This is a genomic window from Klebsiella oxytoca NBRC 105695, assembly GCF_001598695.1.
GTDB classification, from domain to species: domain Bacteria; phylum Pseudomonadota; class Gammaproteobacteria; order Enterobacterales; family Enterobacteriaceae; genus Klebsiella; species Klebsiella oxytoca.
The window spans coordinates 177,008-195,527 of the sequence record NZ_BCZK01000003.1 but is presented as its reverse complement, the minus strand read 5'-3'; the positions used below and the strand labels follow the sequence as shown (position 1 = coordinate 195,527).

The window sequence follows — 18,520 nt, the reverse complement described above, 5'->3', positions numbered from 1 at the left end:
ATGCGCATATTGTTTGTTATCGACGGTCTGCCCGGCGGCGGCGCGGAAAAAGTCGTGCTGACGCTGGCGGCGCACTTTCTCAGCCAGGGGGAAAAGGTATCGCTTTTTTCCCTGCGCGACGTCTGCGATTATCCGCTGCCGGAAGGACTGGATTATCAGGTCATCGCCGACCGCTGCCGCAAACCGTGGCGCAAACTGACGGAACTCTCCCGGCGCGCGCGCCAGCTTGATGCGGCCATCGATAGCGCAGAACGGCAGGGCCGCTTCGATCTGGTGCTCTCGAATCTGCATAAAACTGACCGCATTGTCTCCCGCAGCCGCCTGCTGAACGGGCGAAACGTCTGGTATTGCCTGCACGGCGTATTCTCTACTTCCTATCTCGGCCATCGCACCGGTTTTGACCGCTGGCTGAAGCAGCAGAAGATCGGACGCGTTTACCAGGGACGCAACGTCGTCACCGTCTCCGATGCGGTAGGTCAAGATCTGGTCGAGCAGTTCGCCATTCGCCCGGCCCAGCTGAAAACCATCTATAACCCGTTTGATATCGCCGCGCTGCGCGCAGCGGCTGAAGAGCCCAGCCAGCGACCCGACGGCGACTATATTATTCACGTGGGCCGCTTTCATCCCGGTAAACGCCACGACCGCCTGATTGAGGCGTATGCGCAAAGCGGTATTGATGCGCCGCTGGTACTGCTGGGACAGGGAAAACCGGAACAAGAGCAGCGCCTGCGCCAGCTGGCGCAGCAGCTACAGGTTGCCGATCGCGTCCTGTTTAAAGGCTTCCAGAAAAATCCGCTGCCGTGGATCAAAGGCGCGCGGATGCTGGTCCTGAGCTCCGATAGCGAAGGTTTTGGCAACGTGGTGGTTGAAGCGCTGCTGCTGGATACACCGGTCGCCAGCACCCGCTGCCCGGGCGGCGTGACCGAGATCCTCACCGGCGAGCTGTCGCGCGGCCTGGCGGATCTCAACAGCCCGGCGCTGGCTCAGACGATGCAAAGCATTTACCATAGCCCCCCTGCCATCGACGCCTCGGCGCTGGAGAAATTCAGCGTGGCATCGATTTGTCAGCAGTATCGTCAGCTGCGCAGCGCCTGACGCCGTTATTCAACCAGGATCGAATGATTTATGAGTCAAACGCCTTTACTAAGCATCGTAGCCGCCGTCTATAACGGCGAAAAATTCCTTGCGCAATTCTTTGAGTGCCTTGAGCAACAGCAGCTGGAAAGCTATGAACTGATCCTGGTGAACGACGGGTCGACGGACGGTAGCCTTGCGGTTATCGACCAGTGGAAAGAGCGCCTGCAAAACGTGCTCGTACTGGAACAGGAAAACCAGGGCGTGTCGGTGGCGCGCAATACCGGGCTCGCCGCGGCGACCGGTAAATACCTGACCTTTCCGGATATCGACGATAAGCTTTACCCGGGCATGTACCGTACGCTTCTGGAAATGGCGGAAAAGGGCAATCTTGACGTCGCCACCTGCAACGGCCGCTACGTCTACGAGACAAAAAAAGATATCCATCCTATTTTCCCGCTGGACCGGCTACAGTCGACCGGCGTTTTGCCCGGCCACGTCTGGTTAAAACAGGCGCTGGATTCTCGTAAGTTCCTGCATGTCACCTGGCTCAATATTTACCGCCGCGAGTTTATCGCGGATCACCGCTTCCATTTTGAGCCGGGCCTGCGTCATCAGGATATTCCCTGGACCACGGAAGTGCTGCTGGCGGCAGAACGCGTGCAGTACACCAGCGAGCAGTTCTACGATTACTACATCCATTCGGAATCGGTGTCGCATAAGCCGGACAATGACGATACGCTGATGCGTTCAGCGCGCCACTATATGAAGATTCTTGAGATGCTGGACGCCATCAACCAGCGCTATCCGGACAAGGTTCGCAATATTTCCGCCTGCCGCTGGCAGATCGCTAAAGAGGGGCTGGGAATTATTCATACCTTCGATAGCATGAAAGATGAGTCAAAAAAGCATATTATCATTAAAGAGTTCTTTGACCGCGGTATCTGGAGCCTGATCTGGAAAAATGCCCATACGTTCCGTCTACGCTGGCGTCTTGGACGCCGCTATCTGCGCATCAAGCGCTATCGCGACGCGGCTTAATACTGAATCCCTTAGTTTCCGCCAAAGAGATAGCTTTACGCGGGTTAAATGCTTAGAATTTGCCCGCAAAAACATAAATACGGATAAATCGCTTGGAATTGCTTTATACCGCCCTACTTTACCTCATTCAGCCGCTGGTGTGGCTGCGACTGCTGTTACGCAGCCGTAAGGCCCCTGCCTATCGTAAACGCTGGAAAGAACGTTATGGCTTCTGCCAGAACAAGGTAGAACCGGGTGGCATCCTGCTGCATTCCGTTTCCGTGGGTGAAACGCTGGCGGCTATCCCGCTGGTGCGCGCGCTACGCCACCGCTACCCCTATCTGCCGATCACCGTCACGACCATGACGCCAACCGGCTCCGAACGCGCGATGTCCGCTTTCGGTAAAGACGTCCATCACGTCTATCTGCCTTACGATCTTCCCGGCGCAATGAACCGCTTCTTCAATACCGTTCAGCCAAAGCTGGTTATCGTCATGGAAACCGAACTGTGGCCGAACATGGTCGCCACGCTGCATAAACGCAAAATTCCGCTGGTTATCGCCAACGCCCGGCTGTCCGAACGCTCGGCGAAAGGCTATGCCAAACTGGGCAAATTTATGCGTCGGCTGCTGAGCCGCATTACCCTTATCGCCGCACAGAATGAAGAAGACGCCAGCCGCTTTATCGCCCTTGGCCTGAAACGCAATCAACTGGCGGTCACCGGCAGCCTGAAGTTTGATATTTCAGTCACGCCGGAGCTGGCCGCTCGCGCTATCACCCTGCGTCGCCAGTGGGCGCCGCACCGCCAGGTATGGATTGCCACCAGCACCCACGACGGCGAAGAGCAAATCATTCTTCAGGCGCATAAAAAGCTGCTGGAGCGCTTCCCCAACCTGCTGCTGATCCTTGTCCCGCGCCACCCGGAGCGCTTCGGCGACGCCCGCGAGATGGTGCAGAAAGCGGGAATGAGCTACACCCTGCGCAGTACCGGCGAAATCCCGTCGAACAGTACCCAGGTGGTGATTGGCGATACCATGGGTGAGCTGATGCTGCTGTACGGCATTGCCGACCTCGCGTTTGTCGGCGGTAGCCTGGTGGAGCGCGGCGGTCATAACCCGCTGGAGCCCGCTGCTCATGCGATACCGGTACTGATGGGCCCGCACACCTTTAACTTCAAAGATATCTGCGCCAAGCTGCAGCAGGACGATGGACTGATTACCGTCACCGACGCCGACTCGCTGGTGACGGAGGTGTCAAACCTGCTGACCGATGAAGATTACCGTCTGTGGTATGGTCGTCACGCGGTGGAAGTCCTGCACCAAAACCAGGGCGCCCTCTCCCGTCTGCTACAGTTATTGCAACCCTATCTGCCGCAGCGGAGCCACTAATGTCGCCTCGACTCTCGGTCGTGATGATCGCCAAAAACGCGGCGGATCTGCTGCCTGATTGTCTGGCGTCGGTAAGCTGGGCCGATGAGATAGTGCTGCTGGATTCCGGCAGCAGCGACAACACCGTCGAATTAGCCCGCAGCATGGGCGTTCAGGTGCATGTCAATCGCGACTGGCAGGGCTACGGTATTCAACGCCAGCGCGCCCAGGACTACGCCACCGGCGATTACGTGCTGATGATCGATACCGACGAGCGCGTCACTCCGGAGCTTGCGCAGTCTATCCGCAGCGTGCTGGCCGCGCCGCAAACCGGCGCAATATACAGCATTGCCCGGCGCAACTATTTTCTTGGCCGCTTTATGCGCCACAGCGGCTGGTATCCCGATCGCGTGATGCGCTTGTACGAACGCGGCCGTTACCGCTATAACGATAATCTGGTCCACGAATCTCTCGATGCCCGAGGCGCGCCGGTTATCGAACTCGCGGGCGATCTGCTGCATCTGACCTGCCGTGATTTCTCCGGCTTTCAGCAAAAGCAGCTGGCCTACGCCGCCGCCTGGGCGCAGGAGCGCCATCAGAGAGGCAAAAAGACCTCGCTGGCCGCTATCTTCGGCCATACGCTGGGCGCCTTTGTGAAAACGCTGCTGCTGCGCGGCGGCATTCTGGATGGGAAACAAGGCTGGCTACTGGCGGTGGTCAACGCGCAATACACGTTTAATAAATACACCGAGCTGTGGGCCCTGAGCCGCGGCTACTCGGAGAAAGTGTCATTATGAGCACAAAAGCGATCTATCCGGGAACCTTCGACCCTATCACCAACGGCCATATCGATATCGTCACTCGCGCGGCCAGCATGTTCGATAAGGTGCTGTTGGCTATCGCCGCCAGCCCGAGCAAAAAGCCGATGTTCACTCTCGACGAGCGCATCGCGCTGGCCACCCAGGCAACGGCGCATCTGGTCAACGTTGAGGTTATTGGCTTCAGCGATTTAATGGCCAATTTTGCCCGCGCGCAGCAGGCGAACATTTTAATTCGCGGCCTGCGGGCGGTGGCGGATTTTGAATATGAGATGCAGCTGGCCCATATGAACCGTCATTTAATGCCGACGCTGGAGAGCGTGTTTCTGATGCCGTGCAAAGAGTGGTCGTTTATCTCCTCTTCGCTGGTAAAAGAAGTGGCGCGCCACCAGGGCGACGTCTCCCACTTTCTGCCGGCAAACGTTCACCAGGCGCTGCTGAAGAAGCTGTAATCCTGCGCCATCGGGTCTCTTCCCGCAGGCGATGCTGCGCATCTGTCCGGGCTACCCAATCAAATCGCACGGACGCGTAGCCCGGCTAAGCGCAGCGCGAGCCGGGTTCACCGCAACCACCGCATATTATTTCTGGCACTGGCGACAATAAAACGTCGCCCGCTGGGCGTGTTTACTGCCGATAACCGGCGTCCCGCAAATGCGGCACGGCTCGCCCTTGCGGCCATACACCTGCAGCTCCTGGGCAAAATAACCCGGTTTACCGTCGCTTTGCAGGAAATCTTTCAGCGTCGTCCCACCCTGTTCGATGGAGCGCAGCAGGACCAGCTTAATCACTTTCACCAGCTGTTCGCACTCCTCGCGCGACAGCGAAGAGGCCAGCCTGTCGGGGTGAATACCCGCCGAAAATAGCGATTCGCTGGCGTAGATATTACCCACGCCGACCACCAGCTTGTTATCCATTAGCCAGGGCTTGATCGCAGTTTTCTTCTTCGCGCATTTCTGCTGGAGATAATCGGCGTTGAACTCATCGCTCAGCGGCTCCGGCCCCAGATGCGCCAGCACCGGATGCCCTTCCAGCTCTTTAGTCCACAGCCAGGCGCCAAAGCGTCGCGGATCGGTATAGCGCAGGACCTTGCCGTTACTCATCACCAGGTCCACATGGTCGTGTTTTTCCGCCGGCAGATCTCCGCTGAGGATACGCAGGCTTCCCGACATGCCGAGATGGACGATAATCCAGCCGTCGGGCAGTTCGAGCAGCAGATATTTAGCGCGGCGGCGCACGCTGAGCACAGGAACGTCGCTCAGGCGATAGATCTCTTCGGAAACCGGCCAGCGCAGGCGCCCGTTGCGCACAATGGCGTGCAGGATGGTCGCACCAACCAGGTGAGGCTCAATGCCGCGGCGGCTGGTTTCTACTTCAGGTAATTCAGGCATTCTTTTCTCGAACAAAAACGGCTGGATGCTCTATCTTACCGCGTTCAACGACGAGGTTCAGGGCAATTATTGTTCAGCTTGCTCTTCCGCCTGCCACAGGAGGGCTAAACTCCCGCCAGCGCCGACGGTGGCGTCGTTTTAATAACAAAAAACCCCGCCGAGGCGGGGTTTTTCTTTACAAGGAACCTAAAATTATTTGATTTTAGCTTCTTTGTATAAAACGTGCTGACGGACAACTGGATCGAACTTTTTCAGTTCCAGTTTTTCCGGCTTAGTACGCTTGTTCTTCGTGGTGGTATAGAAGTGACCAGTACCAGCAGAAGAAACCAGCTTGATTTTCTCACGAATACCTTTAGCCATGATTTATTTCCTCTAAGTACTTAGTACTTTTCGCCACGGGCACGCAGTTCGGACAGAACTGTATCAATGCCTTTCTTATCAATAACACGCATACCTTTAGCAGATACGCGCAGGGTGACAAAACGCTTCTCGCTCTCAACCCAGAAACGGTGAGAGTGCAGGTTCGGCAGGAAACGGCGTTTAGTCGCGTTCAGTGCGTGGGAACGGTTGTTACCGGTCACCGGACGCTTGCCAGTAACTTGGCAGACTCGGGACATGTCTATTCTCCAAAAATCAAATTAGCTCGAGCTTCGTATGGGGTATTGGCGCCTCGTCAGGCTTTACAGCCCGGTCATCGCATAGTTCTATTGAACTCTCGATTGCCAGGCCCAAATGCCAAACCCGAGATTCTCAAAGGTGGCGTAGTATACGCTGACTCTGCGATGTGCTCAAGTCCCGAACAGACAAAGATCCCGATGGATCGCATGATCGGGGCTAAATCCAGCCGCGTTCAGCAAAAGATACGTACGCTCCGCGGCCGATAACAAGGTGATCGAGCACACGTATATCCATGAATCGACAACATTTTATCACTCTTTCGGTAATCAATCTGTCGGCCTTACTCGGCTCAGGACTTCCGGATGGATGATTATGTGCCAGGATCACCGCGGCGGCGTTCACTTTGATGGCTTCGCGTACGATTTCTCGCGGATGCACCTCAACGTGGCTAAGAGTACCAGAAAAAAGTCGGCTATGTTTCAATACCCGGTTCTGATTGTCTAAAAAGATCACCATGAAGATCTCGCGCTCTTCGTCGGCCAGCTGGCTTTGCAGAAACTCCCGCGTCATCGACGGGGTGACCAATGAGGGCTCTTCCGTCATCCGCAGGCTGAAATAGCGTCGCGCCAGTTCAGCAATCCCTTTTAGCTGCGCATATTTCGCCAGACCAATGCCTTCAATCTCAGCGAACTGTGACTCTTCCGCCGAAAGCAGGCCGTACAGCGAGCCAAATCGCTGCAGCAGCTCTCGCGAAAATGTCATCACGTCCTGCGTGCGCGTACCGGTACGTAAAAACAGCGCTAACAGCTCGATATCCGATAAAACTTCGATACCGTAACGCTGCATCTTTTCCCTCGGCATGAGGGTTTCCTGTATCTCCATCGCGGCCTCTCCTTCCCACTCCCCGCTATCCTGACACAGCCTTTTTGCGCCGCCGACAGGCAAGTTTTATCCCTGCGTAGCGCCTCGCAAAGTGGATCGCCACCAGGCACACGATGCCGTGAGGATTGTGATAAGATGCGCGAATTCTGGTGTACCGCAACAGGAAAAAATCATGATGAGTCTGGCTGGTAAAAAGATCGTTCTCGGCGTGAGCGGCGGCATTGCTGCCTATAAAACGCCGGAACTGGTGCGCCGCCTGCGCGACCGCGGCGCGGATGTCCGCGTCGCCATGACGGAAGCCGCTAAAGCCTTCATTACGCCATTAAGTTTACAGGCGGTATCGGGTTATCCGGTTTCCGACAGCCTGCTCGACCCGGCCGCCGAAGCCGCAATGGGCCACATTGAGCTGGGGAAATGGGCCGATCTGGTTATTCTCGCTCCGGCGACCGCCGATTTAATCGCCCGAGTCGCGGCAGGCATGGCTAACGATCTCGTCTCGACGATTTGCCTGGCGACGCCGTCGCCCGTCGCGGTCGTGCCCGCCATGAATCAGCAAATGTATCGCGCCGCCGCCACCCAGCATAATCTTGAGGTGATTGCCTCGCGCGGTTTGCTGGTCTGGGGCCCGGACAGCGGCAGCCAGGCCTGCGGCGATGTTGGGCCGGGGCGGATGCTGGACCCGCTGACCATTGTGGATATGGCCGCGCAGCACTTCTCTCCTGTCAAAGATTTGCAACATCTCAGCATCATGATTACCGCGGGCCCAACCCGCGAGCCGCTGGATCCGGTGCGTTATATCACTAACCACAGTTCTGGTAAGATGGGCTTCGCGATTGCCGCCGCCGCCGCGCGTCGCGGGGCAAACGTCACGCTGGTAAGCGGCCCGGTTTCTCTACCTACGCCGCCGTTTGTACAAAGAATTGATGTCACCACGGCGCTGGAAATGGAAGCCGCGGTGCAAAACGGCGCCTCACGGCAGCATATTTTTATTGGCTGCGCAGCGGTCGCCGACTACCGTGCGGTCACCATTGCCGAAGAAAAAATCAAAAAACAAGGTGATGAACTCACCCTGAAAATGGTTAAAAATCCGGATATCGTCGCAGGGGTCGCCGCGCTTAAGGCCAACCGCCCTTACGTCGTTGGGTTTGCCGCCGAAACGAATAATGTGGAAGAATACGCACGGCAAAAGCGAGCCCGCAAAAATCTTGATCTGATCTGCGCTAATGATGTTTCACAGCCAAATCAGGGATTTAACAGCGACAGCAATGCATTACACCTTTTCTGGCAGGAGGGAGATAAGCGCTTACCACTTGAGCGCAAGGAACTCCTGGGCCAATTATTACTCGACGAGATCGTGACCCGTTATGATGAAAAAAATCGACGTTAAGATTCTGGACCCGCGCGTTGGTCAGCAATTTCCGCTGCCGACCTATGCCACCTCCGGTTCCGCCGGACTTGACCTGCGAGCCTGTCTCGATGACGCCGTAGAGCTGGCGCCTGGCGCTACGCTCCTCGTGCCAACTGGCCTGGCGATTCATATTGCCGATCCGTCTCTGGCAGCAGTGATTCTCCCGCGCTCCGGGCTGGGTCATAAACACGGCGTCGTCCTGGGTAACCTGGTCGGCCTGATTGATTCCGACTATCAGGGTCAGCTGATGGTTTCCGTCTGGAACCGCGGTCAGCAGAGCTTCACCATCGAACCCGGCGAGCGTCTCGCGCAAATGGTGTTCGTGCCCGTTGTACAGGCGGAATTTAACCTGGTGGAAGAGTTTGACGCCACCGATCGCGGCGAAGGCGGCTTCGGTCACTCAGGGCGTAAATAAGCCCGGCAATAGACAAAAATCTTCGGGGCGTCGCCGATTAACGGGCAGTCCCAAAGATGAAGTGGAACCTGCATCGCAAAGCGCACTAATGCAATAACATCACCGCAGGCAACAGCTTGCGGTCGCTTTGTGGATGCCTGCCTGACAAGTGCTTTTTTTCAGGGGTATTTTAAAACATGGCAGAAAAACAAACTGCGAAAAGGAATCGTCGCGAAGAAATACTTCAATCTCTGGCGCTAATGCTCGAATCCAGCGACGGGAGTCAGCGTATCACCACGGCGAAGCTGGCGGCCTCCGTTGGCGTATCCGAAGCGGCTCTGTATCGGCATTTCCCGAGCAAGACCCGCATGTTTGATAGCCTGATTGAGTTTATCGAAGACAGCCTGATTACGCGCATCAATTTGATTTTAAAAGATGAAAAAGACACCACCGCGCGCCTGCGTCTGATTGTGTTGTTGATTCTGGGGTTTGGCGAGCGTAATCCTGGGCTGACAAGAATTCTGACCGGCCACGCGCTGATGTTTGAACAGGACCGGCTTCAGGATCGCATAAACCAGCTTTTTGAGCGTATTGAAGTCCAGCTGCGTCAGGTGATGCGTGAAAAGAAAATGCGTGAAGGTGAAGGCTACTCCGTCGATGAAGCCCTGCTGGCCAGCCAGCTGTTGGCATTCTGCGAAGGGATGCTGTCGCGCTTTGTGCGCAGCGAGTTTAAATATCGCCCGACGGACGATTTTGACGCCCGCTGGCCGCTGGTCGCCGCCCAGCTGAAGTAACCCTCTCCTGTCTCTATGCAGCCCGAAAGGCTGCATCTCTCTTTTTTGATTATTCTGGCATAACGCCCAGAACAATTCGTAGAACTGCCAGATGTTTTCGGCTCTCGCTCTCTCATACCATCCTTTGATTGTATCTTTGCAATGGATAAGGAGAGGGCTGATGGCGACATCACGACGGGAATTGCTCAAACTGGGCGGTCTGGCAACCGCATCACTCGTGCTTAGTCAAAAAAGCTTCGCGGCCTGGGCGCCATCTGCACGTTATCCCGATCCGCGTATTATGGCGGTGGATGATAGCTTTCGCCGCTATATGCTTGCCAGCGCAAAAGTGGAGCAGATCGCCACCGGCTTTCGTTGGGCGGAAGGGCCGGTATGGTTTGGCGATACGCGCATGCTGCTCTGGAGCGATATTCCTGACAACGTCATTATGCGCTGGGATGAGGCCACCGGCGCTACCAGCGTATTTCGCCAACCGGCAAACTACGCGAACGGCCACGCCCGCGATCGGCAGGGACGGCTCATCAGCTGCGAACACGATACCCGACGAATTACCCGCACTGAATATGACGGTAGCATCACCGTACTGGCGGATAACTTCGAAGGCAAACCGCTGAACTCGCCAAACGACATCGTCGTGAGGTCAGACGGCAGCATCTGGTTCACCGATCCGCCTTTCGGTATCAGCGGATTCTATGAAGGTCATAAGGCCACGCCGCAGCTGCCGCAAAACGTTTATCGACTGGACCCGGAGAGCCGTAAACTGAGCGTCGTGCTGGGCGACGTCAAGGGGCCAAACGGCCTCTGTTTTTCCGCCGATGAAAAAACGCTCTACGTGGTGGAAAGCCGCGCTACCCCAAACCGGCTTATCCTGGCGTGGGATGTTGTCGATAACACATTGAAAAACAAAAGAGTGCATATTGACTGCGGTAACGGAACCGCTGACGGCATCGCCTGCGACATGGACGGGAACCTGTGGTGCGGGTGGGGTACGGGCAGCGAAGAGCTGGACGGCGTCCGCGTCTTCAATCCGCAGGGGAAAAACATCGGTATTATTCAGTTACCGGAACGCTGCGCCAACCTGTGCTTCGGCGGTGAACAGCGCAACCGCCTGTTTATGGCATCCAGCACGTCCATCTATTCGCTCTACGTCAATGCGCAAGGCGCAAAGCTGGTCTGAAAATATGCCCGGCGGACGTTGCCGGCCGGGCTGATATTTACACCCCGTACGCTTCGCGATAGGCGCGAACGGCTGCCAGATGTTCAGCCATTTCCGGCTTCTCTTCCAGATAGCTGATCAGGTCTTTCAGCGTCACGATGGAAATCACTTTACAGCTGTAGTCGCGCTCAACTTCCTGAATCGCTGAGATTTCGCCGCGTCCGCGTTCCTGACGATCCAGAGAGATCAGTACGCCGGCTAACTCGGCGCCGTTGGCCTGAATAATTTCCATCGATTCCCGAATCGCGGTGCCTGCGGTGATAACATCATCTACCAGCATCACGCGGCCCTGCAGCGCGCTCCCCACCAGATTTCCACCTTCGCCGTGGGTCTTTGCCTCTTTGCGGTTAAAGCAGTAAGGCAGATCGCGGTCATGATGTTCCGCCAGCGCGACCGCCGTGGTAGTGGCGATAGGGATGCCTTTGTAGGCCGGGCCAAACAGCAGGTCAAAATCAATCCCGGAATCCACCAGCGCTTCGGCATAAAAACGGCCTAACAGTGCCAGATCGCGCCCGGTATTAAACAGGCCGGCGTTGAAGAAATAGGGACTCTTGCGCCCGGATTTCAGCGTAAACTCGCCAAACTTAAGTACCTGCTTGTTAAGCGCAAACTCAATAAACTGGCGCTGATACGGTTTCATGGATTCGCTCCTCATCTTACTTTTCTACGGACAAAAAAAAGGCGACTTCTCAGTCGCCTTAAAAACTAGTTTTGCAACGCCGCCTTCTGCGTCGTGACAATGGATTCGATGCCCCCTCGGGCCAATGCCAGCAGGGTAAGGAGCTCTTCATGGGTGAACGGTTCGCCTTCTGCCGTACCCTGCACCTCAATGATGCGACCATCTTCGGTCATCACCACATTCATATCGGTTTCCGCCGCGGAATCCTCAACGTATTCCAGATCGCAAATCGCTTCGCCATTCACGATCCCTACGGAGACTGCCGCCACCATTCCTTTCATCGGGTTAGTTTTCAGCTTACCGGCCGCAACCAGCTTATTCAGCGCATCCGCCAGCGCCACGCAGGCTCCGGTAATCGATGCGGTACGGGTGCCGCCGTCGGCCTGCAGCACGTCGCAGTCCAGAGTAATGGTGAATTCGCCCAGCGCTTTCAGGTCAACTGCCGCGCGCAGCGCACGCGCGATCAGGCGCTGGATTTCCATGGTGCGGCCGCCCTGTTTACCTTTGGCGGCTTCACGCGCGTTACGCGTGTGGGTAGAACGCGGCAGCATGCCGTATTCGGCAGTGATCCATCCCTGCCCCTGGCCTTTCAGAAAGCGCGGCACGCCTTCATCAATAGAAGCGGTGCACAATACTTTCGTGTCACCAAATTCGACCAGCACGGAGCCTTCTGCGTGTTTTGTGTAGTTACGGGTCAGGGTTACTGGACGCACTTGATTAGCGCTACGGCCTGCTGGACGCATGATGTTCTCCGGCTTGAAACGAATGTGGCTGCGCATTATACGGATAATGCGCGCTTATTCCTATCCTGATAAGGTCGCGAAAGCTATAATCCACCCCACTCTCCTTTAAAAACAGGAACGTCTATGATCCGCAGTATGACCGCCTACGCCCGGCGTGAAATCAAGGGTGAATGGGGTAGCGCCGCGTGGGAACTGCGCTCGGTAAACCAACGATATCTGGAAACTTACTTCCGCCTGCCGGAGCAGTTCCGTAGCCTGGAGCCCGTGGTGCGTGAACGTATTCGCTCCCGTCTGACCCGCGGTAAAGTCGAATGCACCCTGCGTTTTGAGCAGGACCCGAGCGCACAGGGCGAGCTGATTCTCAACGAAAAGCTGGCAAAGCAGCTGGTTAATGCCGCCAACTGGGTAAAAATGCAGAGCGACGAGGGCGAAATTAATCCGGTGGATATTCTGCGCTGGCCCGGCGTAATGTCGGCTCATGAGCAGGATCTGGACGCCATTGCCGCCGAAATCCTGGGCGCGTTGAACGGCGCGCTGGACGACTTTATCGTCGCCCGTGAAACCGAAGGCCAGGCGTTGAAAGCGCTTATTGAGCAGCGCCTGGACGGGGTCACCGCCGAAGTGGCTAAAGTACGCGCCCACATGCCGGAAATTCTACAGTGGCAGCGCGAGCGTCTGGTTTCCAAACTGGAAGACGCCGAAGTGCAGCTGGAAAATAACCGCCTTGAGCAGGAGCTGGTGCTGATGGCGCAGCGTATTGACGTTGCCGAGGAGCTGGATCGCCTGGAAGCGCATGTGAAAGAGACGTGGAATATCCTGAAGAAGAAAGAAGCGGTCGGTCGCCGCCTCGACTTTATGATGCAGGAGTTCAACCGCGAGTCGAACACGCTGGCGTCTAAATCGATTAATGCCGAAGTGACGAACTCCGCCATTGAACTGAAAGTGCTAATCGAACAAATGCGCGAGCAGATCCAAAACATCGAGTAACGATGACTCGCCCCGCAAATCGTTTTTGAACAAAAGGTCATGGTAAATCATGGCCTTTTATTTTCGCTGCGTTTCAGAAGGAATCGTTCTTATCCAATATCCGGCAGGTTAAAAATGCCCCTGCCGCGCACAGCAGCGTGGGGGCCAGATAGCTGTGATCCATATGGGTGAATTCCATCACCAGCGCCACCGCCGTTATCGGCATCTGCATGGATGCGGCGAGAAACGCCGCCGCGCCAACCAGCGCAAAACTGCCGTAATCGCCGCCGGGAAGCAGCTGTTGCCAGAGCATACACAGCAGCAGGCTGGCCAAGCCGCCTACCGCCAGCCCCGGCGTCAGCAGGCCGCCTTCCGCACCGCCGCGCAGCACCGCCAGAATCACCACCATCTTCAGCACCAGCAGCATCGCCGCCCCGGGGAAACCCAGTGCATCGCTGAGAGCCAGCTGCATAGGTCCTTTACCGTTTCCCGGAAGCTGGGGGAAATAGAGGCTGAGGGCGGCAAGCAGAGAAAATGCCAGCAGACAGAAAACCGGCATCTGCCAGTTGCTTTGGACGTGCGAACGAGCGGTACTGGTCGCTTTGCGAAAGAGCCAGGCCCCGGCGCCGAGAATGGGGCCAGAGATAATCGCCCACCAGAGAAATGAATGCGGCAGGATGTCGGAAGTAAAATGGTATTGCGACTCATCGCCTAATCCGAGGGTGGCCGTCCACGCGGCAATCGCCGATGTGATGATAGCCGCCAGCGTTTTTTCCCAGCTAAACGACAGCAGCATCACCTCAAGGCTGAATAACGCGCCGGCCAGCGGGACGTTATACACCGCCGCCAGACCCGCACCTGCGCCGCAGGCAATCAGCGTTCGGCTTTCATCTTCCAGCAGACCCAGCTTACGCGCCACCATCCCTGCCCCCAGCGCGCCCATTTCCCGCGGCGCGACTTCGCGACCAAGGGGTGAGCCCAGCGCCACGGTGACGATCTGCAACAGGGCATGAATCGTGGTGGTACCCGCAGGCATTGGCACGGAAGGATTGGCCACCGCTGACGCAATTGAAACCCGCTTCTGCCCATATCGCCCAAGCAGCCACCAGCCGAACCCGGCGACTGCACCGCCGGCGACGATTGCCATGATCCGACGCGGCCAGGACGAATCCGTGACGCCCTGTAAAAATGACTCTGAGCCAACGAGCTGGCCGTGGCTGTAGCCAAAAGCCTGGTGCTGAATCGCGTGTAAAATCAGCGCCAGAACCATGCCTGACAGGCCGGCCAGTATCCCCGTCAGCACAACGGCAAGCAGGCGGATGAGATAGTTTTTATTGTCAGCGGCGGCAGTCATTTTCTCAGACCTTGAAGGAGGAAACTAAAAGGATAAAGGTCCAGAGTTAAACATTAAGTATTCATACTGCTTTCAATATAGATGCGCATAAAAGGTTTAGTCATTATTTTTTCTAATCAATGGATGAAGAAACAGCAATTAAATAACCATTAAATAAAGCCAATATAAGCACATCTCGCATTAGTTTAATCTGGTTAAATGCGAATGCTTTAGAAAATCTCAGTCGTGATCCTGAGCACAAATCGTTAACCTTCCGCCATCATCGTGGGGGATTTATGCTGCTTCATATTCTTTATCTGATTGGGATCACGGCGGAAGCCATGACCGGCGCACTGGCTGCCGGGCGCCGCCGTATGGATACGTTTGGCGTGATTATCATTGCGACAGCGACCGCCCTCGGAGGCGGTTCGGTGCGCGATATTCTGCTTGGTCACTATCCGCTTGGCTGGGTACAACACCCCGAGTACGTCATTATTGTTGCCGTTGCTGCGGTCCTCACCACGATTGCCGCGCCGGTCATGCCGCACCTGCGCCGTCTGTTTCTGGTACTTGATGCGCTCGGCCTGGTGGTGTTCTCAATTATTGGCGCCCAGATCGCGCTGGATATGGGCCAGGGCCCGGTAATCGCCTCCATTGCCGCGGTCATCACCGGCGTCTTTGGCGGCGTGCTGCGTGATATGTTCTGCAAGCGTATCCCGCTGGTGTTCCAGAAAGAGCTGTACGCCGGAGTATCGTTCGCTGCCGCGATTTTATATATCGCGCTTCAGCATTACGTCAGCAGTCACGATGTAGTCGTCATTTCCACCCTGCTGTTCGGCTTTACTGCTCGTATGCTGGCGCTGCGCTGGAAGCTGGGCCTGCCGGTATTTAACTACAACCACAGCGCGCATTAATACTTTCAGAACCCCGGAATGCGTTGCCCGCTCAGCCACTTCGCCAGCGCGGCAACATCCGGGTGATGTAAGAACGTCACCAGCTGCCGCGCCCTTTCAGCCCCGACGCCCGGCAGCCGTTGCCACTGCTCTTCGTTTCGATCCTGCATCTGCCGCCAGCTGTCCTCCTCCAGTCTGACAAAAGCCGTCTTCGGTATGGGCACTCCCATCGCCTGGATCCAGCGTAGAAAAGGCCGTTCGCGCGCAAGATTGAACTGATGCCACAGCCGCTGCCCGCGCTGCGCGGAGATACCTGGTATGGCTTGCAGCTGTTCCGGCGTAAAAGCCAGCCATGAAAAGAGATGCTCCATGCCGCGGGCATCGTGCAGTGTCCGCCACAGCGTCTCTCCCGCCCCGTCAATGTTGAGAATCGATCGGGATGAGAGCCAGACCAGCCGCGAGAGAAACTGCTCCGCGCACTCTGGCGTGGCGAAATAGCAGGTTAAGGCATTGTACCGTGCCGCCGGCGGCTGGGGTTTATTACGCTGCGCCGTGCGCCAGACGACCGAATCGATGCGCGGAATTCCCTGCCCGGCAAGGCTGATTTGCAGCTGATCGCCAATACCGATATCCAGAGTGGACCAGCGGGATACCGAGCCGACGTTCACCCGCTGCACGCGCTTATCGTCCAGCAGCTGCGGCTCCAGATGCGCCACTACCGCTATTTTACCGCTACGCCCGATGCTGAAGCTGATACCGCGAACCTCCATAACCCGTGAGGCAGGAGGATATTTCCAGGCGATAACCCAATCACCCTGTCCCGGTACCCAGAAGCGCCCGGCTGACTCTTTTCCCCGCCGCACCACTACGCCATCGCTGGCAAAAGGCAGCGGCGAAGTAAACCAACGCTGGCGCCACTGTTCCACCTGCTGCGCATTCGCGACAGGATGCGAAAAGCGCGCGCTGTAAACAAAGCCGCCCTGCCGCAGCAGCGCCAGCCGCTGTTGCATCTCCTGCGGACCATCGGGCCATGCCCAGATAAAGATGCCCAGTTGATTAAGTTCCGCCGCAGCCTGCTGGCGCATCATCATGCCGGCCACCTTTGCGCGCGCGTTCATGCCCCCCATCTGCTTTTGCACATGCCCCGCGCGAAGCAGGAACAGTTCTCCCTGCAGAACGCTATTGGCCAGTGCACCGTCAGAGACTTTAGGCACTGAGGGGATCTGTAAAACCCTGGCCGTCCAGTCTTCTCCGGCCAGACCATTCCCCCGGCTTATTGCCTGCACCAGGCGCCCCTGTCGATAGACCAGAGTCACTGCGACGCCATCGACTTTAGGCTGTACCCACAGGCCGGATTGACCGCGCATCCAGCGCGCCACCGCAGCGCGGTCCGGCAGTTTACGCACGCCGGTGTGCGCCACCGGATGCCTGACATCCCCCCTCAGCGGCGGAAGAGCATCGTGAGCGGGAGCCTCGCCGGTGAAGCAGCGCCGCCAGAACGCCAGCCGCTCCGCCAGCTGGTCATAGACTTCATCGCTTACCGCACTGTTCCCCTGCTGCCAGTAGGCGTTTTTCCATTCCGTTATCTGCTGGCTGAGGCGTTCCATTTCCTGTTCGGCCCTCGCCTGCGGCCACGCGGGGCAGGCTGCCTGCGCGTATCCCACCAGCATCCACAACACCAGCGCCTGGATTCCCTTTTGCATCGCGATGCCCTCCTGTTTATTCGCCGGGAATTGTGCCGCAGGCGTATTTTCATCGGCGATAGGGGATTTTTAAGGCTGCGAGCAGACGTCCAGGTTTTCTATGTTGTTTCTGCAATGCCCGGAGAAATCAGGGAAACGGCAAGCAAAATGAAAGAAAAAATGCAAAAAGTGTGACAGGGACTGCGTCACGCAGCGGCGGCGTGTATAATAGGCTCGTATGTAAGCTCTATTTCGACCATCACATACAAAAGACACTCATGGCTCAAGGCACGCTTTATATTGTTTCCGCCCCTAGCGGCGCGGGTAAATCCAGCCTGATTCAGGCTTTATTAAAAACCCAACCGTTGTACGACTCTCAGGTTTCTGTTTCGCATACCACACGCGCTCCGCGCCCGGGTGAAGTGCACGGTGAACACTATTTCTTTGTCAATCACGACGAATTCAGGACGATGATTGGCGAAGACGCTTTTCTTGAACATGCAGAAGTCTTTGGCAACTATTACGGCACCTCGCGCGAAGCTATCGAGCAGGTACTGGCGACCGGCGTCGACGTCTTCCTTGATATCGACTGGCAGGGCGCACAGCAAATCCGCAACAGAATGCCCGGCGCACGCAGCATTTTTATTCTGCCGCCGTCAAAAGATGAGCTTGATCGTCGCCTGCGCGGCCGCGGTCAGGATAGCGAAGAGGTTATCGCGAAACGTATGGCGCAGGCAGTTGCAGAAATGAGCCATTACGCGGAATATGATTACCTGATTGTGAATGATGATTTTGATACCGCGCTGAGCGATCTGAAAATTATTATTCGCGCCGAACGTCTGCGCATGAGCCGCCAAAAGCAGCGACATGGCGCTTTAATCACCAAACTATTGGCAGACTGAACCCACATTCAGTATCATGCCCAGTCATTTCTTCACCTGTGGAGCATTTTAAGTATGGCACGCGTAACTGTTCAGGACGCTGTAGAGAAAATTGGTAACCGTTTTGACCTGGTACTGGTCGCCGCGCGTCGCGCTCGTCAGATGCAGGTAGGCGGAAAGGATCCGCTGGTACCGGAAGAAAACGATAAAACTACCGTTATCGCACTGCGCGAAATCGAAGAAGGTCTGATCAACAACAAGATCCTCGACGTTCGCGAGCGCCAGGAACAGCAAGAGCAGGAAGCCGCTGAATTACAAGCCGTTACCGCTATTGCTGAAGGTCGTCGTTAATCACACAGCGGGT

21 protein-coding genes are annotated in these 18,520 nt (G+C 56.5%); 13 read left to right on the top strand and 8 right to left on the bottom strand.

The features are described 5' to 3' along the window. From KO1_RS06790 to coaD, 5 genes are all read left to right on the top strand, one after another. The gene (locus KO1_RS06790) at positions 1 to 1,095 is read left to right on the top strand and encodes a glycosyltransferase (protein ID WP_004116437.1); all 1,095 of its coding nucleotides are present in this window, start codon (positions 1 to 3) and stop codon (positions 1,093 to 1,095) included. 30 nt (positions 1,096 to 1,125) lie between these two features. Continuing rightward, positions 1,126 to 2,115 (top strand): glycosyltransferase, encoded by a 990-nt coding sequence (locus KO1_RS06785; protein WP_004106893.1) that lies wholly within the window; start codon positions 1,126 to 1,128, stop codon positions 2,113 to 2,115. Positions 2,116 to 2,207: 92 nt separating this feature from the next. Then, entirely contained in the window at positions 2,208 to 3,482 is a 1,275-nt protein-coding gene (gene waaA, locus KO1_RS06780) for a lipid IV(A) 3-deoxy-D-manno-octulosonic acid transferase (RefSeq protein WP_004106896.1), read from the top strand. After that, positions 3,482 to 4,258: a glycosyltransferase family 2 protein gene (locus tag KO1_RS06775; RefSeq protein ID WP_004106899.1), complete on the top strand. Its 777-nt coding sequence runs from the start codon at positions 3,482 to 3,484 to the stop codon at positions 4,256 to 4,258. The genes waaA and KO1_RS06775 overlap by 1 nt, the downstream gene beginning before the upstream one ends. After that, positions 4,255 to 4,731, top strand: a complete 477-nt coding sequence (gene coaD, locus KO1_RS06770) for a pantetheine-phosphate adenylyltransferase (RefSeq protein WP_004106901.1) — start codon at positions 4,255 to 4,257, stop codon at positions 4,729 to 4,731. Before KO1_RS06775 ends, coaD begins: the two co-directional genes overlap by 4 nt. Before the next feature lie 126 nt (positions 4,732 to 4,857). On the opposite strand, the gene mutM is transcribed toward coaD, so the two are convergent. From mutM to radC, 4 genes are all read right to left on the bottom strand, one after another. After that, entirely contained in the window at positions 4,858 to 5,667 is an 810-nt protein-coding gene (gene mutM, locus KO1_RS06765) for a bifunctional DNA-formamidopyrimidine glycosylase/DNA-(apurinic or apyrimidinic site) lyase (RefSeq protein ID WP_016809752.1), read from the bottom strand. A 192-nt stretch (positions 5,668 to 5,859) separates the two neighbouring features. Next, positions 5,860 to 6,027 (bottom strand): 50S ribosomal protein L33, encoded by a 168-nt coding sequence (gene rpmG / locus KO1_RS06760; RefSeq protein ID WP_003024094.1) that lies wholly within the window; start codon positions 6,025 to 6,027, stop codon positions 5,860 to 5,862. Between the two features lie 20 nt (positions 6,028 to 6,047). Further along, positions 6,048 to 6,284 (bottom strand): 50S ribosomal protein L28, encoded by a 237-nt coding sequence (gene rpmB / locus KO1_RS06755; RefSeq protein WP_002436699.1) that lies wholly within the window; start codon positions 6,282 to 6,284, stop codon positions 6,048 to 6,050. Between the two features lie 217 nt (positions 6,285 to 6,501). Then, positions 6,502 to 7,167, bottom strand: coding sequence for a RadC family protein (gene radC / locus KO1_RS06750; protein WP_004106905.1), 666 nt, complete (start codon positions 7,165 to 7,167; stop codon positions 6,502 to 6,504). Between the two features lie 175 nt (positions 7,168 to 7,342). Here radC and coaBC point away from each other — a divergent pair, with 175 nt between their 5' ends. The 4 genes from coaBC (at position 7,343) to KO1_RS06730 (ending at position 10,940) form a co-directional block, all read left to right on the top strand. Further along, positions 7,343 to 8,554, top strand: a complete 1,212-nt coding sequence (gene coaBC, locus KO1_RS06745) for a bifunctional phosphopantothenoylcysteine decarboxylase/phosphopantothenate--cysteine ligase CoaBC (RefSeq protein WP_032727074.1) — start codon at positions 7,343 to 7,345, stop codon at positions 8,552 to 8,554. Next, on the top strand, positions 8,532 to 8,990 hold the full coding sequence (gene dut, locus KO1_RS06740) for a dUTP diphosphatase (RefSeq protein WP_004106909.1): 459 nt from the start codon (positions 8,532 to 8,534) through the stop codon (positions 8,988 to 8,990). Before coaBC ends, dut begins: the two co-directional genes overlap by 23 nt. Positions 8,991 to 9,166: 176 nt before the next feature. After that, complete coding sequence (gene slmA / locus KO1_RS06735; protein ID WP_004106912.1) at positions 9,167 to 9,763, top strand: nucleoid occlusion factor SlmA; 597 nt, start codon at positions 9,167 to 9,169, stop codon at positions 9,761 to 9,763. A 160-nt stretch (positions 9,764 to 9,923) separates the two neighbouring features. Continuing rightward, positions 9,924 to 10,940: an SMP-30/gluconolactonase/LRE family protein gene (locus KO1_RS06730; protein ID WP_004106915.1), complete on the top strand. Its 1,017-nt coding sequence runs from the start codon at positions 9,924 to 9,926 to the stop codon at positions 10,938 to 10,940. A gap of 37 nt (positions 10,941 to 10,977) precedes the next feature. Here KO1_RS06730 and pyrE read toward each other — a convergent pair whose 3' ends face one another. Next, positions 10,978 to 11,619 carry an orotate phosphoribosyltransferase gene (gene pyrE, locus KO1_RS06725; RefSeq protein WP_004106918.1) on the bottom strand — a complete coding sequence of 214 codons (642 nt, stop codon included), beginning with the start codon at positions 11,617 to 11,619 and terminating at the stop codon, positions 10,978 to 10,980. 65 nt (positions 11,620 to 11,684) lie between these two features. Continuing rightward, complete coding sequence (rph, locus tag KO1_RS06720; RefSeq protein WP_004106921.1) at positions 11,685 to 12,401, bottom strand: ribonuclease PH; 717 nt, start codon at positions 12,399 to 12,401, stop codon at positions 11,685 to 11,687. A 123-nt stretch (positions 12,402 to 12,524) separates the two neighbouring features. On the opposite strand from rph, the gene KO1_RS06715 reads away from it, so the two are divergent. Then, entirely contained in the window at positions 12,525 to 13,388 is an 864-nt protein-coding gene (locus tag KO1_RS06715; RefSeq protein WP_004106922.1) for a YicC/YloC family endoribonuclease, read from the top strand. Between the two features lie 73 nt (positions 13,389 to 13,461). Here the strand turns inward: KO1_RS06715 and KO1_RS06710 are convergent, their stop codons facing one another. Beyond that, positions 13,462 to 14,721 (bottom strand): chloride channel protein, encoded by a 1,260-nt coding sequence (locus KO1_RS06710; RefSeq protein WP_004106923.1) that lies wholly within the window; start codon positions 14,719 to 14,721, stop codon positions 13,462 to 13,464. 275 nt (positions 14,722 to 14,996) lie between these two features. On the opposite strand from KO1_RS06710, the gene KO1_RS06705 reads away from it, so the two are divergent. Next, on the top strand, positions 14,997 to 15,614 hold the full coding sequence (locus tag KO1_RS06705) for a trimeric intracellular cation channel family protein (protein WP_004106924.1): 618 nt from the start codon (positions 14,997 to 14,999) through the stop codon (positions 15,612 to 15,614). A gap of 5 nt (positions 15,615 to 15,619) precedes the next feature. Here KO1_RS06705 and ligB read toward each other — a convergent pair whose 3' ends face one another. Further along, positions 15,620 to 17,296, bottom strand: coding sequence for an NAD-dependent DNA ligase LigB (gene ligB / locus KO1_RS06700; protein ID WP_004106925.1), 1,677 nt, complete (start codon positions 17,294 to 17,296; stop codon positions 15,620 to 15,622). Positions 17,297 to 17,553: 257 nt separating this feature from the next. Between ligB and gmk the strand changes: the two genes are divergently transcribed. Next, a complete protein-coding gene (gmk, locus tag KO1_RS06690; protein ID WP_004106926.1) occupies positions 17,554 to 18,177 on the top strand; it encodes a guanylate kinase in 624 nt (207 codons plus the stop codon). 54 nt (positions 18,178 to 18,231) lie between these two features. After that, positions 18,232 to 18,507 (top strand): DNA-directed RNA polymerase subunit omega, encoded by a 276-nt coding sequence (gene rpoZ / locus KO1_RS06685; RefSeq protein ID WP_004106927.1) that lies wholly within the window; start codon positions 18,232 to 18,234, stop codon positions 18,505 to 18,507. Positions 18,508 to 18,520: the final 13 nt, after the last annotated feature.